This is a genomic window from Pseudomonas sp. LB1P83 (genome assembly GCF_054897885.1).
Genome location: NZ_CM142709.1, coordinates 3,109,212 through 3,125,357 on the forward strand (window position 1 = coordinate 3,109,212; position 16,146 = coordinate 3,125,357).

The 16,146-nt window shown below is 60.4% G+C and carries 9 protein-coding genes; all 9 read right to left on the reverse strand.

Features of this window, described 5'->3' with window-relative positions; all coding sequences use genetic code 11:
* Positions 1-143 precede the first annotated feature (143 nt).
* Positions 144-890: an SDR family oxidoreductase gene (locus ACYZTY_RS14325; RefSeq protein ID WP_461959051.1), complete on the reverse strand. Its 747-nt coding sequence runs from the start codon at positions 888-890 to the stop codon at positions 144-146.
* A 232-nt stretch (positions 891-1,122) separates the two neighbouring features.
* Complete coding sequence (locus ACYZTY_RS14330; RefSeq protein ID WP_461959052.1) at positions 1,123-3,261, reverse strand: putative bifunctional diguanylate cyclase/phosphodiesterase; 2,139 nt, start codon at positions 3,259-3,261, stop codon at positions 1,123-1,125.
* Positions 3,262-4,123: 862 nt separating this feature from the next.
* Positions 4,124-5,605 carry an efflux transporter outer membrane subunit gene (locus tag ACYZTY_RS14335; protein WP_461959053.1) on the reverse strand — a complete coding sequence of 494 codons (1,482 nt, stop codon included), beginning with the start codon at positions 5,603-5,605 and terminating at the stop codon, positions 4,124-4,126.
* Positions 5,602-8,709: an efflux RND transporter permease subunit gene (locus ACYZTY_RS14340; RefSeq protein ID WP_461959054.1), complete on the reverse strand. Its 3,108-nt coding sequence runs from the start codon at positions 8,707-8,709 to the stop codon at positions 5,602-5,604. Before ACYZTY_RS14340 ends, ACYZTY_RS14335 begins: the two co-directional genes overlap by 4 nt.
* Positions 8,706-11,810 (reverse strand): MdtB/MuxB family multidrug efflux RND transporter permease subunit, encoded by a 3,105-nt coding sequence (locus tag ACYZTY_RS14345; RefSeq protein WP_461959055.1) that lies wholly within the window; start codon positions 11,808-11,810, stop codon positions 8,706-8,708. The genes ACYZTY_RS14340 and ACYZTY_RS14345 overlap by 4 nt, the downstream gene beginning before the upstream one ends.
* Complete coding sequence (locus tag ACYZTY_RS14350; protein WP_461959056.1) at positions 11,807-13,123, reverse strand: MdtA/MuxA family multidrug efflux RND transporter periplasmic adaptor subunit; 1,317 nt, start codon at positions 13,121-13,123, stop codon at positions 11,807-11,809. The genes ACYZTY_RS14345 and ACYZTY_RS14350 overlap by 4 nt, the downstream gene beginning before the upstream one ends.
* 179 nt (positions 13,124-13,302) lie before the next feature.
* Positions 13,303-13,803, reverse strand: a complete 501-nt coding sequence (gene tpx, locus ACYZTY_RS14355; protein WP_010459910.1) for a thiol peroxidase — start codon at positions 13,801-13,803, stop codon at positions 13,303-13,305.
* Positions 13,804-14,034: 231 nt separating this feature from the next.
* Positions 14,035-14,478, reverse strand: a complete 444-nt coding sequence (locus tag ACYZTY_RS14360; protein WP_461959323.1) for an SRPBCC family protein — start codon at positions 14,476-14,478, stop codon at positions 14,035-14,037.
* Between the two features lie 56 nt (positions 14,479-14,534).
* On the reverse strand, positions 14,535-16,094 hold the full coding sequence (locus tag ACYZTY_RS14365; RefSeq protein WP_461959057.1) for a bacteriocin immunity protein: 1,560 nt from the start codon (positions 16,092-16,094) through the stop codon (positions 14,535-14,537).
* Positions 16,095-16,146: the final 52 nt, after the last annotated feature.

Consider the following 16,146-nt stretch of genomic DNA (forward strand, 5'->3'; position numbering starts at 1 on the left):
TTTTATACAAGGCAACTGCGCCTTGATCTACAAGGCGCGCTTCGCATTTCTGCAACTAATGGCGGGATGACTTATTGTTAAACCAGTGTTCTATTTTCAATACTGGTTAACGGGATACTAACGGTGAATGACTAACGTCGGGCTCAGCGCCCACCGCCCAGATCAACAAAAGTCCCCGTCGCATAGGAAGCCTTATCCGACAGCAACCAGATAATCGCCTCAGCCACTTCATCCGGCCGCCCACCCCGCGCCATTGGAATCGCCGATTCCAGCTTGCTGACCCGATCCGGATCACCGCTCAGCGCATGGAAATCGGTGTAGATAAACCCTGGCCGCACCGCGTTGACGCGAATGCCCTCGCCCGCCACTTCTTTGGACAGGCCGATGGTGAAGCTGTCCAGCGCGCCTTTCGAGGCTGCGTAATCCACGTATTCGTTGGGTGAGCCCAAACGCGAGGCCACCGAAGACACGTTGACGATGCTGCCGCCCTGCCCGCCATGTTTGGGCGACATGCGCAGGATCGCGTGCTTGGCGCAGAGGATCGGCGCCAGGACGTTCGTTTTGAGGATTTTGAGAATGCGGAATTCGGACATTTCGTCGACGCGGGATTTGTGGCCGACCGTGCCGGCGTTGTTCACCAGCGCCGTGACCCGACCCAGTTCGGTGTCGACACGGTGGAACAGACTGATCACTTCGTCTTCGATGCTGACGTCGGCGCGCACCGCAATGGCCTGAGCGCCCAGTTCGCGAACTTGAGCCAGTACGCTATGCGCAGCCGATTCGTCGGACTGATAGTTGATACAGATCCGATAACCAAGCCCTGCGGCCAACAGCGCGGTTGCAGCGCCGATGCCGCGGCCGCCGCCGGTGATGACAATGACTTTGTCCATGCTGAGTTTCCCCCTTCACGCGTAAGCAGTCGGGGCCAAGAATAACCGCCATTGCCGGTTTTTGCATGGGCTCACATCAACTGTCTCGCCAATGCTGTAAGCACTGGCGTTCCCCGTGGCGGCTAGCTGCATCCTTCTGTAGCAGCTGTCGAGCCTGCGAGGCTGCGTTCGGCGACGCAGTCGTCGTAAAACATCCGCATGAGATCTTACTGAAACACCGCGCCGTCTGATTTCACGACAGCTTCGCTGCCGGACGCAGCCTCGCAGGCTCGACAGCTGCTACAGGCACAACGCCCGGCGTCACTCGCTCCCCGCGAACAATGTCGGCCATGAAGCGATCCGCCGGCAGCGGGTGCCCGAGCAGGTAGCCCTGCAATGAATCGCACCCCAGTTTGGTCAGGAAGTCTTGCTGGACACCGGTCTCCACGCCTTCTGCAACGATGCGCAAGCCCAGCGCCTGGCCGAGGGCGACGATGGCCGACACGATGGCGGCGTCGTCACTGTCGTGCTCCAGATCGCGGACGAAACCGCGGTCGATCTTCAGTTCGTTGGCCGGCAGGCGCTTGAGGTACATCAAGCTTGAGTAGCCGGTGCCGAAGTCATCGATGGACAGGTCGACGCCCATTTCCGAGAGTTCCTGAAGCACCGTCATGCTCGCATCGGCATCGCTCATGGCGGTGGTTTCGGTGATTTCCAGGGTCAGGCTGTTGGCCGGCAGCTGATGCGTGGCCAAGGCCTTGGAGACGCTCTTGACCAGGCCCGCATGGCAGAACTGCAACGCCGAGAGATTTACGGCAATGCGCCAGTCAGTGTAGCCAAGCACGTACCACTCGCGCATCTGGCGGCAGGCTTCGTTCAGAACCCATTCACCAATGGGAATGATCAGCCCGGTCTTTTCCGCTAGGTCGATAAACTTGTCCGGCAGCAACATGCCCTGGGTCGGATGCTCCCAACGCAGCAGCGCCTCGGCACCCACCGGGCGACCATTGCCGGCGTCGAACTTGGGCTGGTAAAAGAGGCTGAACTGCTGCTGATCGAGGGCGTTGCGCAAATCCTGCAGCAGTTGCAGCTGTTTGCGCGCGTTGCTGTTCATCGAGGCATCGAAGAAGCTGTAGCCGTTTTTCCCGGCGCCCTTGGCGTGGTACATCGCCGCGTCGGCGTTCATCAGCAATTCCTGGGCAGTCTGGCCGTTCCCCGGGTACAGCGCGATGCCGACGCTGGCGGAAATCTGCAGCTCGTGCTCGGCGACCCGAAACGAACTGCCGATCAGCCCGACCTGACGCGCCGCCAGGCTCAACGCGTCGTTTGGCTCGATAAGCCGCACCAGCAACACGAACTCATCGCCACCGATTCGCGCCAACGTGTCCTGACTGCGCATGTCCTCGCGCAGGCGCAAACCGACCTCACGCAACAACTGATCGCCCATGTGGTGGCCGAAGGCATCGTTGACCGGTTTGAAACCGTCCAGGTCGATGAACATCAGCGCAAAACAACCGCCCTGCTCCTGAACCTTGGACATGGCCTGCTCGATGCGGTCGGCCAGCAACATGCGATTGGGCAGACCGGTCAGGGTGTCGTGCAAGGCCAGTTGGGTCAGTTCACGATTGGCTTCCGTCAGCGAGCGCGCCAGGTCCGCGGTGCGGGCTTCAAGACGTGCATCGAGTACCGAGGTCAACAACGCGATGCTCAACACCGCGAGCGTGGTGATCAGCACCAGGTTGTCGAGGCCTTTGCCGTTCAAGCCGCTGATGGCCGCGCCACAGAAACTGCTGTCCGGGAAACGCGCCGCGGCCATGGCGGTGTAGTGCATGCCGACAATGGCGAGGCCCATGATCACCGCGGCACCGGCGCGTAACAGGCCCACATACGGCGTGTGCTGACGCAGGCGGAAGGCAATCCATAACGCTGCGCCGCAAGCGCCGACGGCGATGAGCAGCGACGCACCGAACAGCGTCGGGTCGTAGTCGATACCTGGCTGCATGCGCATGGCGGCCATGCCGGTGTAATGCATGGCACTGATCCCGGCCCCCATGACCAACGCGCCGAACGCCAGTTGCCAGGTCGGCAGCCGTGGTTGGCTGACCAGCCACAGGGCAAAGCCGCAGGACAGGATCGCGGTCAGCAACGAGAGTGCCGTGAGGGTGAAGTCGTAGCCCAGATCGATCGGCAGTGTGAACGCGAGCATGCCGATAAAGTGCATCGACCACACGCCCACGCCCATGGCAAAGGCGCCGCCCGCCGTCCATAGAAATACGGCACGACCTTTGGCCGTGGAAATCCGTTCGGTCAGGTCGAGCGCGGTATAGGAGGCGAGAATCGCTACGCAGAGCGAAATGATAACCAGCGTGGGTGAATAGCTACCGATGAGCATGTGACTTCTCGCGATCGCCCCACCGTACTGCTTCCGTTCTCGGGAGGGCAAATCGGGCGATTGTACTGATTGCGCAAAAGAACGCACTGACAAAAGTAATCAGATGGCCATCAAACTGATGAAACGCTTGTTTGACTCCCCGATACCATACACATTCGCCCGTAGCAGCTGTCGAGCCTGCGAGGCTGCGTTCGGCGACGCAGTCGTCGTAAAACCTGTGCATGAGGCCTTCCTGAAACACCGCGCCGCCTGATTACACGACAGCTTCGCTGCCGAACGCAGCCTCGCGTTGCTCGGCAGCTGCTACAGGGGGGTGGTCCTCCAAAGGCTTACGCATCCGCTCGTAGCAGCTGTCGAGCTTGCGAGGCTGCGTTCGGCGACGCAGTCGTCGTAAAACCTGTGCATGAGGCCTTCCTGAAACACCGCGCCGCCTGATTACACCACAGCTTCGCTGCCGAACGCAGCCTCGCGTTGCTCGGCAGCTGCTACAGGGGGGTGGTCCTCCAAAGGCTTACGCATCCGCTCGTAGCAGCTGTCGAGCTTGCGAGGCTGCGTTCGGCGACGCAGTCGTCGTAAAACCTGTGCATGAGGCCTTCCTGAAACACCGCGCCGCCTGATTTCACCACAGCTTCGCTGCCGAACGCAGCCTCGCGTTGCTCGGCAGCTGCTACAGGGGGGTGGTCCTCCAAAGGCTTACGCATCCGCTCGTAGCAGCTGTCGAGCTTGCGAGGCTGCGTTCGGCGACGCAGTCGTCGTAAAACCTGTGCATGAGGCCTTCCTGAAACACCGCGCCGCCTGATTTCACCGCAGCTTCGCTGCCGAACGCAGCCTCGCGGGCTCGGCAGCTGCTACAGGGGCCGTGCTATTTGTTTTCGCTCACCTGCAGCGCCCCGTCCCAGCCACCACCCAGCGCCGCGATCAGCTGGACACTGGCGATCAAGCGGCTTTGCAACAAGCCCAACACGCTGCGCTCATTACTTAATGCCGTGGCTTGAACCACCACCACATCCAGATACGCAATCACGCCAGCCTTGTATTGGTTTTCAGTCAGGCGAAGGGATTCACGCGCCGCGTCCAGTGCTTCCTGGCGCACGCCGGCTTCGTCTTCCAGCACCTTGAGCTGTACCAGATAGTTTTCCACCTCGCGGAAACCATCGAGCACCGTCTGGCGGTATTTGGCGACGGTTTCGTCGTAGGCCGCTTCGCTGCGATCGACCTCGGCAGAACGCTGGCCGCCGTCAAACAGGGTCATGGCCAGTTGTGGCCCCACCGACCAGAAGCGGTTCGGCACGCTGATCCAGTTGGCATAGGTGCTGCTGCTGTAACCACCATTCAGGCTCAGGGTCAGGTCCGGATAATACGCAGCCTTGGCCACGCCGATGTTGGCGTTGGCCGCCATCACCGAACGTTCGGCGGAAGCGATGTCCGGGCGGCGCTCGAGCAGCTGCGAAGGCAGGCTCAGCGGTACTTCGGGCAGCGCCGGGATATTCTTGGTTTCGGCCAGGCTGAACTCGGCTGGCGGCAGCCCGATCAATACGGCAATGGCGTTCTCGAACTGGGCGCGCTGCCAGATCAGGTCGACCATGTCCGCCTGGGTGCTTTTGAGCTGGGTCTGGGCCTGAGCCACCGCGTCCTTGCCGGAGACACCGGCGCGGTACTGGTTTTCGGTCATTTTCAGCGAGCGCTGATAGGCCTCGACGGTCGCTTCCAGCAGGCGTTTCTGTTCGTCGATCACCCGCAGTTGCAGGTAGTTCTGCACCAGTTCCGATTGCTGGCTGAGGCGCATCGCTGCCAGATCGGCAAAACTGGCCTCGGCGTTGGCGGTGTCGGCTTCCAGGCCTCGGCGCAACTTGCCCCAGATGTCCGCTTCCCAACTGACCCCGGCCTGCGCGGTGTAGGTGTCACGAATGCCGCTGGAGGAACTGGTCAGGCTCGAACTGCTGCTGCCAGTGCCTTGGCTGGAGCGGTTTTTCCCGACGGTCAGGTCCACGGTCGGAAAAAACGCACCCCGGGCGCTGCGCACCAAGGCCTGGGCCTGACGGTACTGGGCTTCGGACTGGGCAACGGTCTGGTTGGAGCTGTTGAGTTTTTCGATCAGGCCATTGAGCTGCTGATCGCCATACAATTCCCACCAGGCGCCACGGGCCAGGGAATCACTCGGGCTGGCCTGACGCCAACCGGCGGCTTCCTTGTATTGCACTGGCGCGGCGGCTTGCGGGCGCTGGTAGTCCGGGCCGACAGCGCAAGCGCTGAGCATCGCCACGCACAGCGCCAGGCTCAGCAAACGCGAGCCCCGGGCCGTCGCCAACGGCGTAGCCAGATTGATAAGCGAACGGTCAGTCATAGCGGAGTTTCCAGAGCAGCATCGGTACGCACTCCACGCCATTTGTTGAAGCGATGGCGCAGTTTGTCGAGATAGAGGTAAACCACCGGGGTGGTGTAAAGGGTCAGCACCTGGCTGAAGATCAGCCCGCCGATGATGGTCAGGCCCAGCGGCTGACGCATTTCCGCCCCTTCGGCGCGGCTCAGCAGCAACGGCAACGCCCCGAGGATCGCCGCCAGGGTGGTCATCAGAATCGGCCGCAGACGTTGCAGGCAGGCGCTGCGAATCGACTCCAGCGGCTCAAGGCCTTGATGGCGTTCCAGTTGCAGCGCCAGGTCGATCATCAGAATGGCGTTTTTCTTCACCACACCGATAAGGAGGAATAACCCGAGCAACGAAATCAGGCTGAACTCACCGCCCAGCGCATAGATCGACAGCAGCGCGCCGACCCCGGCCGACGGTAACGTCGACAAAATGGTCAACGGGTGAATGTAGCTTTCATACAGCACACCCAATACCAGATACACCGCCACCAGCGCGCCGAGAATCATCCACGGCTGGCTCTTCTGGGTGGCAGCGAAGGCGTCGGCAGTGCCGGCCATTTTCGCAATCACGCTTTCCGGCAGGCCGACCTTGGCGATGGCCCGCTCGATCGCCGCCGTGCCCTGCTCCACCGTCACCCCGTCGGCCATGTCGAAAGACAGGCTTTCGGACGCGAACTGGCCTTCGTGGCTGACCCGGTCGTCTTCCAGGCTGTTTTCGTAGTGGGCAATGGTCGACAGCGGAATCCGTGCGCCGTCGGCGGTGATCACCTGGACCTGATTGAGCGTGATCGGATCCTGGGCGTATTTCGGATTGACCTCCATCACCACCTGGTACTGGTTGAGGCTGTCGTAAATCGTCGAGATCTGCCGCTGGCTGTAGGCGTTGTTCAACACCGAGGTGACCATGTCCATGTCAACACCCAGGCGCTTGGCCTGATCGCGATCAACGATCAGGGTCACTTGCTGAGCCCCACGACCTTCACGGGCATCGATCGCCGTCAGCTCCGGCAACGCTTTCAACGCGGTGACGACTTTCGGGTACCACTCGCGCAGATCACCCAGGTCGCCGCTTTGCAGGATGTAGGAATACTGCGACGTGGTCTGTTCGCGACCGCCACCGAATTGCAGGTCCTGATCGGCCATCAGCATCAGTTGAGCGCCAGGGACTTTGGGCATTTCCTTGCGCAAGCGCTCAATGACTTTCTGCGCGGAAATGTTGCGTTCCTTGATCGGCTTCAACCGCACCAGCATAAAGGCGTTGTTGGTGCCGTTGGTACCACCGATGAAACCGGCGACGCTCTGCACCGCATCATCCTTGAGCACGGCACGGCGGAAGATTTCCATTTTCGGTTGCATGACGCTGAACGACAGCCCGTCGTCGCCACGCACGAAACCGATCAGTTGGCCGGTGTCCTGCTGCGGCATAAAGGTTTTAGGAACAACGATATACAGCGCGATATTAACGCCAACTGTCACGAAAAGACTGAGCAAGGTCAGCCGCCGGTGACGCAACACCCAGTCGAGGCTGGTCGCGTATTTGCCTACCATCCACTCGTTGGCCCGCTGACTCCAGCGCTGCAAACGGTTTTCCTGTCCTGGTGTGTGCGGCTTGAGCCAGCGGGCGCAGAGCATCGGCGTCAGCGTCAGCGAAACCACCAACGAGACCACGATGGACGCCGCCAACGTGATGGAAAACTCGCGGAACAGGCTTTCGACAATCCCGCCCATGAACAGGATCGACAGAAACACCGCCACCAGCGAAACGTTCATCGACAGCAACGTGAAACCGACTTCCTGAGCCCCCAGGTACGCGGCTTTCATCGGTGCCACGCCTTTGTCGATGTGCCGGGAAATGTTCTCCAGCACCACGATGGCGTCGTCCACCACCAGCCCGGTGGCCAGAATCAGCGCCATCAGCGACAGGTTGTTCAGGGAGAACCCGTAGAGGTACATCACCGCAAACGTGCCGACCAGCGATACCGGGACCGCCAACGTCGGAATCAGCGAGGCGCGGAAGTTACCAAGAAACAGGAACACCACCAGAATCACCAGCGCCACGGCGATCAGCAGGGTCATTTCCGCTTCATGCAGAGTCGCCTTGATTACCGGAGAACGGTCCATCGCCAGGTTCAGTTTGACGCTGGCCGGCAACACGGCCTGCAGCGCCGGCAGCTGCGCCTTGATTTCGTTGACCGTCTCGATGATGTTGGCGCCCGCCTGGCGGTTGATCACCAGCAACACCGCCGCGTCATTGTTGAAGAATCCGCTGTTGTAGCGGTCCTCGACTCCGTCGCTGACCTTGGCCACATCCTTCAGGCGCAGTGCCGCGCCGTCCGCGTAGTGAATGATCAGCGACTCGTAATCCTTGGCTTTTTCCAGTTGATCGTTGGCCTGCACTTGCCACAGCCGCTGGCCGTCTTCGACCGAGCCTTTCGGCCGGCGCACGTTGGCGTTGGCGATGGTGTTGCGCACATCGTCCAGGGCTACGCCGTACTGGTTGAGCGCCTGGGGTTCGAGTTCGATGCGCACCGCCGGCAAAGAGCTGCCGCCAATCTGCACTTCACCCACGCCCTGCACCTGGGACAGGCTCTGGGACAGAATCGTCGAGGCCAAATCGTAGAGCTGGCCCTTCTCCAGCACGTCGGAAGTCAGCGACAACACCATGATCGGCGCCTGGGACGGGTTGACCTTCTTGTAGGTCGGCATGCTGCGCATCCCGCTCGGCAGCAGGTTGCGCGAGGCGTTGATCGCCGCCTGCACTTCCCGGGCCGCACCGTTGATGTCGCGGTCCAGGTCGAATTGCAAAATCACCCGGGTCGAGCCCTGGCTGGAGCGGCTGCTCATGGTGTTGACGCCGGCGATGGCGCCGAAGGAGCGCTCCAGCGGCGTGGCCACGGTCGAGGCCATCACTTCAGGGCTGGCGCCGGGAAGGCTGGCCTGCACCACGATCACCGGGAAGTCCATCTGCGGCAACGGCGCCACCGGCAACAGGCCAAAGCTCACGCCGCCCAGCAGCATGATCGCCAGGCTCAGCAACATGGTCGCGACCGGGCGCTTGATGAAAGGTCCGGACAGGTTCATGGCTGCTCGACCGCTTCCGCGGCTTCAGACTTGCGGCCCCAGCGCCGACCGAGACGGTCGAAATACAGATAGATCACCGGCGTGGTGAACAGCGTCAGCACCTGACTCACCAGCAAACCGCCGACCATCACCAGACCCAAAGGCTGGCGCAACTCCGCGCCGGAACCGGTCGCCAGCATCAACGGCACCGCACCAAACAAGGCGGCCAGCGTGGTCATTAGAATCGGTCGGAAACGCAGCAACGCCGCTTGATAGATCGCTGTTTCCGGGTCCATGCCCTGATTGCGTTCAGCGTCGAGGGCGAAGTCGATCATCATGATCGCGTTCTTTTTCACGATACCGATCAGCAAAATGATGCCGATGATCGCGATCATCCCCAGGTCATTTCCGCTCAACAACAGCGCCAGCAAGGCGCCGACCGCCGCCGAGGGCAAGGTCGAGAGGATGGTGATCGGGTGGATGTAGCTCTCGTAGAGCACGCCAAGCACGATGTACATGGTCACCACCGCCGCCAGAATCAGCAGCAAGGTGCTCGACAACGAGGCCTGGAACGCCTCGGCTGCGCCCTGGAACTGAGTTTGCACGCCAATCGGCATGCCGATGTCTTTCTGCACCTGATCGATGATTTCCACCGCATGCCCCAGCGCCACGCCGGGTGCCAGGTTGAAGGACATCATCACCGCCGGGAACTGGCCGATGTGGGTGATCGCCAGTTGCGCCTGGCGCTCCTCGATGTGCGCCAGGCTGGACAGGCGCACTTGCCCGCCGTCGGTGGTCTTGACGTGAATCTGGTTCAACGCATCCGGGCCGATCTTCTCCCCGGACTGCGATTGCAGCACCACGCGGTACTGGCTGGCCTGGGTGTAGATGGTAGAAATCTGCCGCTGACCGAAAGCGTCGTACAGCGCATCGGTGATGTTCGACACCGACACACCGACCCGTGACGCCGCATCACGGTCGATCACCAGATAGACCTGCAACCCTTTGTCTTGCAGGTCACTGGCGACGTCGGTCAATTCTGGCCGTTGCGCCAGAGCGTCCACCAGTCGCCCGCTCCACAGGCTGAGCAACTCGGAATCCGGCGACGACATGCTGAACTGGTATTGCGTGCGGCTGACGCGGTCTTCGATGGTCAGGTCCTGCACCGGCTGCATGAACAGGCGAATGCCGACCAGTTTGTCCAGTTCCGGTTGCAGACGGGCAATGACCTCGGTGGCGCTCAGGTCACGGTTGCTGTGGGACTTGAGGTTGATCAGCAGGCGACCGCTGTTCAGCGTCGAGTTGTCACCGTCGACGCCGATGTAAGACGACAGGCTTTCCACCGCCGGATCGGCCAGGATCACCTTGGCCAGTTCCTGCTGACGCTCGCTCATCGCCGCAAAGGAAATCGACTGCGGCGCCTCGGAAATGCCCTGGATAACGCCCGTGTCCTGCACGGGAAAGAAGCCCTTGGGCACGACCATGTAAAGGACCACAGTCAGCGCCAACGTGCCGATAGCCACCAGCAATGTCAGCGGTTGATGCTTGAGAACCCACTTTAACTTGCGCCCGTAAGCCTCGATCATCCAATCAATTGTTGCACCGCTGGCTCGGTAGAAACGGCCCTGCTCTTCTTCCTTGGGTTCACGCTTGAGCAACCGCGCGCACATCATCGGCGTCAGGGTCAGGGAAACGACCAGGGAAATCAGGATTGCCACCGCCAGGGTGATGGCGAATTCGCGGAACAGGCGCCCCACCACGTCCGCCATGAACAGCAGCGGGATCAGTACCGCGATCAACGACAGAGTCAGGGAAATCAGGGTGAACCCGATCTGCTTGGCGCCCTTGAGCGCGGCATTAAGGGGACTGTCCCCTTCTTCGATATACCGGGAAATGTTCTCCAGCATCACGATCGCATCGTCCACCACGAAACCGGTGGCGATGGTCAGGGCCATCAAGGTCAGGTTATTGACCGAGAACCCGGCGAGGTACATCACGCCGAAGGTGCCGATCAGCGACAGCGGCACGGCCACCGACGGAATGATCGTGGCGCTGGCCCGACGCAGGAACAGGAAGGTGACCATGACCACCAGGGCAATGGCGATCAGCAGTTCGTGTTGCACGTCAGTGACGGAGGCGCGAATGGTCTGGGTGCGGTCGGTGAGGACCGTGACGTCGAGGCCGGCAGGCAGGTTGTCGGTGATGCTCGGCAACAAGGCCTTGATCCGGTCGACCACTTCAATGACGTTGGCACCCGGCTGACGCTGAATGTTCAGCAGCACCGCCTGGTTTTCATTGGCCCACGCCGCCAGGCGCTCGTTTTCGGCGCCGTCGACAATTTCCGCCACGTCCTTGAGGCGCAACGGTGCGCCGTTGGCGTAGGCCAGAATCAGATTGGCGTAGTCCTTGGGCGAGGTCAGTTGATCGTTGGCATCGAGCATCGACACCCGAGTCGGACCGTCGAAGTTGCCCTTGGGCTGGTTTACGTTCGACGCGCCAATCAAGGTGCGCACGTCCGACAGGTTCAAACCATTGGCCGCCAGGGCTTCAGGATTGACCTTGATCCGCACTGCCTGACGCTGGCCGCCAGCAATGCTGACCATGCCGACGCCGCTGATCTGGGCGATTTTCTGCGCCATGCGCGTGTCGACCAGGTCATTGAGCTTGGGCAACAGCATGGTCTTGGAGGTGATGGCCAGAGTCAGCACCGGGGTGTCCGCCGGGTTGACCTTGTTGTACACCGGCGGCGCCGGCAGGTCCTTGGGCAGCAGATTGGTCGCGGCGTTGATCGCGGCCTGCACTTGCTGCTCGGCCACGTCCATGTTGATGTCGAGGCTGAAACGCAGGGTCAGCACCGAAGCGCCACCGGAGCTGGTCGACGCCATCTGGGTCAGGCCGGGCATCTGCCCGAATTGACGCTCCAGCGGCGCGGTCACGGCACTGGTCATGACATCCGGGCTGGCGCCCGGATACAGCGTCATGACGCGAATGGTCGGGTAATCCACTTGAGGCAATGCCGACACCGGCAGCAGCCGATAGGCGATCACGCCGGCCAGGATAATGGCCAGCATGCTCAGCGTGGTGGCGACCGGGCGAAGGATGAACAGCCGCGAGATGTTCATGCGCCGCCCTTTTTCGCCTTGTCGGTGGTCGCCGGCTCAGTCGAGCTGGCCGCCGATTTACCTTGCAGGTGGCCGGTCGGGGTGGTCGGTACGTCCTTGGTGTCGTTGACCACTTCCACTTCGCTGCCTTCCTTCAGGCGGTCGGTGCCTTCCAGGACCACGCGATCGCCGGGGGCCAGGCCTTCGGTAACCACAGTGTTTTCACCGTCACTGGCGCCGACTTTCAACTGACGGATCGCGACTTTCTTGTCGCCGTCCAGGGCGTAGACGAAGGTGCCGTTGGTGCCGAACTGAATCGCCGCCGAAGGTGCGAGCACCACGTCTTTGAGGGTGTCGGCCAGCAGGTGGACGTTGACGAACTGGTTGGGGAACAGCGCTTGATCACGGTTCTCGTAGCGAGCCTTGAATTTCAGGGTGCCGGTGGTCACGTCGATCTGGTTGTCCAGGCTCTGCAACACGCCGGTGGCTTGCAATTTGGTGTCGCCACGGTCCCAGGCTTCGGCGGGCAGTTTGGCGCCGGTGCGATAGCGCGCCAGCACCACGTCGAGGCTGTTTTCCGGCAAGGTGAAGGCGACGCTGATCGGTTGGGTCTGGGTGATGATCGCCAGTGCCGTGGTGTCGTTGGCGGCCACCAGGTTGCCGACGTCCAGCTGTCGCAAGCCCACACGTCCGGCAATCGGAGCGCGGATCTTGGTGAATTCGAGGTTGAGCTTGGCGTCGTTGACCGCTGCCTGATTGGTCTTGACCGTGCCCAGGTACTGACCGACCAGCGCTTCGGCGGTGTCCAGGGTTTGCTTGGCGATACTGTCTTCCTTGAACAGACCACGATAACGCTCGACATCGACCTGAGCGTTTTTCAACTGTGCCTGGTTCTGCAGCAAGGTGCCTTCGGCCTGAAGCAAGGCGTTCTGGTAAGCGCGCGGGTCGATTTCAGCCAGCAGATCGCCAGCCTTGACCATCTGCCCTTCTTCGAAGGAGATCTTCATCAATTCGCCGCCAACCCGGCTACGCACATTGATGGTGTTCAGCGCGGTGACGGTGCCCAGCGCCTTGTAATACAGCGGGAAATCACCCTTGACCGCCGGCGCCACGCGCACAGGGATCGGCCCGGTCGCCCCGCCGAACCCCGGACGCATCCCCCCCGACTTGCCGGTGTGGCCGGCCACGGCTTTGGGCGCAGCACCGTCCTTATGGGCAGTGCCGGCGGGCCAGAATTTCCAGCACAGGCCAGCGATGACCAACAGGACAAGCAGGCCGAACAGCCAGCGACGAGGATTACGGGAAGCAGAGGATTGCATGGAATGATCAACCATTGGGCGCGTGAGCTTCTTTCTACAGGAGGCTGAACGATAAGCACTGGTGGGTATTAAGCAAAGCGCCTTTACCGGCAATTTACCTTCGGCTTACGTAACAGGAGGTTTATCTAAGACACTGAAGCACAAATGAAAACGGCCTGGACAGGGCCAGGCCGTTAACAATTGTAATGCTTTACTTATTTCAGAACGGCAAGTGCCGCTTCGTAGTTCGGCTCTTCAGCGATTTCCTTGACCAGTTCGCTGTGCAGAACGTTGTCGTTCTCGTCCAGTACCACAACGGCACGGGCGGTCAGGCCTTTGAGTGGGCCGTCAGCGATCGCAACACCGTAGTTCTCGATGAACTCGGCACCGCGCAGGGTCGACAGGTTCTGCACGTTTTCCAGGCCTTCGGCGCCGCAGAAGCGCGCTTGAGCGAACGGCAGGTCAGCGGAGATGCACAGCACCACAGTGTTGGCGATGTCGTTGGCCTGGGCGTTGAACTTGCGTACCGAAGTGGCGCAGGTCGGGGTGTCGACGCTTGGGAAGATGTTCAGCACTTTGCGCTTGCCGGCGAAGTTCGCCAGGGTCACGTCGGACAGATTGCCGGCAACCAGGGAAAAGGCTGGCGCCTTGGAACCGGCTTGTGGCAGTTGGCCGTTGACTTGAACCGGGGAGCCTTTAAGAGTGACTTGAGCCATGAACGGAGTCCTTCTGACGTTGTTGTGGAGAATTTTGAAGAGGCCGAAGTTAACCACGAAATGGTCCGACGACCTATGCCCGGATACAAATTGTGATATCTCGTCGCACCCATTGGATACAAACTCAACCCGTCGTAGGAGCGAGGCTTGCCCGCGAAGAACGATAACGCGGACAGCCTGTTGTAACGAGGCGCTCCCTTCGCGGGCAAGCCTCGCTCCTACGGGTCGGGTTCAGGCCAGCAACCGCAGCATATTGCGGTGCCGTGCCTCGAAAACCCGGCGCATATATGCATTCACCAGCAGCGCTTCTGTAAACGCGCCACCGATAGCCGAATACGTCACATGGTCGGTATACAGCGTACCGCCCTCCCCAGCCTCCACCCGGTGTTCATGACGAAAGGCAGCCATCGGCCCCTTGAGCATTTCATCGATGAAATGACGCTCACCAACCTCGCGTATCACCACGGTCCAGTTCGCCGGAATGACATTGAACATCCAGTGTCGAAAACGGAACTGGCGCCCGGCTTCGATGCGAAGGTTGCTCAAGTCGATCTTGCTTAACAACGTCACCCGCTCCGGGAAGATCTTCGGGAAGTTGACGCCTTCAAGGCAGAAATCGAGGACTTGGGCAGGCGTACGGCCGGGGATAAAGGTTGTGAGTTCCAGGACAGGCATCAGTCGTGACATTCCATTGTTTGGCAAAAGGGTGAAGTGGCAAGCAGGCAGTTCCATCAACTCATTGTTTCGATGTCGGATAACTCATTCCGATCCCGGAACATGATGTAAATCGGGTCCAACCCGGAGCCAGTCGGGAAGACAACAATGTAGTCATCGAATTTGATCTCGCTCGTGCCATCAAATGGCTCCAGTAACGGCACAGGCGGAGATTGCAAAAACCCCAGGCGATACTCGGTGGTCGGACCCTGGGCCGGTGCGGTTTCAAGCGCCGCAGGTGCGCGCCAGCTGACACTGACCGGGGCCGGTCCATCGGCGGTGAAACAGTAAGCTTGCATCGAGTCCTTCCAGACCGCAGGGCGCACCCTCACTTTGGAGGACAAGGTGTTGCCATTCGTTGGCGTTATGGCCACCTGTAACAGCGTGCTTATCAATCTCACGCCTTGAGACATCGTCCCTGCGGGAACATCGTACGTTCCGCTGATCATCCTGAAAGCAATGTCCACGTCTGCCGCATTTGCTGCAAGGTCGTGCCAATCATGCCCCTCGATGGGCTGGAACTCGTGCAAAGGCACACACACCGCATACCTGCCAACCTCGGCGCGACTTGAAAATTCCATTCGTAGAACCGCCGCGTATTGACCCTGATGGGCTTCGGTACCGGAGGTGATCTGCCAGGTAAATTCTGCCACCGCAGAACGCAAAGATTTTTGCAGAGCGACCCGGTAAATTTCCATTGGCTGTGAAAGCACCCCGTCTATCCACACGCCAGGGCGCGAATTGGCGTGGTCAAGTGACGCCTCCAACAGGCCTGGGGCTTGAACGGGTCCATTCCCCTCCAGATAGCGTTGGCGTACCAGTTGCCTTTGCGCATTGATCAGTAATGTTTCAGCTTCAATTTGCAGGTGACGCAAACGCTGCCTGGAGACGCTCAACGTCGCCAAATATCTCGCCTCAGTGGTAGTGATCAGCTGGACGATGTTTTGCCACTGTGCTTGCTCGGCGCGGCCATAAGTCAAATCGCGCTGGGCAGCTTCCCTTTTGATCTTGAGCCTCATTTCCCAGAACTCGTAGCGCCTGACCACCAGACGCGTATCAAATTCAGCCGTTTCGAGACTACGGATGTCCGCCTCACGCCCACGGATGTCCACATCAGCGTTCTGTTGACTGCGCAGATGCTTGATACGTCGCTCTAAAAGGCTTAACGCCGGCTCGACATCCTTCTCTGAAGATGCCACGTCTGCGGCGGCTTTTTGTGCCGCGGCCAGACTTTGATCGATGCGCAGTTGCGTCACCTGCGCAAACGTCATCGGAATGGACGGCCAATTGGCATTGGAACCCGGCACGGGAACGCCTTCGCCCTTGAATGCGGGCAGCCCAAGCTTGTGGTGCCAGTCTTTGACGTAGTACACAACCGAGCCCGTGGTGTGGCCGTTGTAATCGTCCTCTGCCGGATAGAACAACAGGTCTGCACCTTTGGGGTGGCCGACGATCCGGTCAAAGTGATTGATCAATCGGTCGTGGTCCGATTTAGGCATATCGACGGCCCATATTCTGTTCACCAACGCCTGGAATTCCGGCTCGGTGTAATCCTTGAGTGTTGCTTTGAGTTCCATCCCTGGTTTTTCCTTGTATAGGCGATACTGAACAGCTGCAAGATAAAGGCAT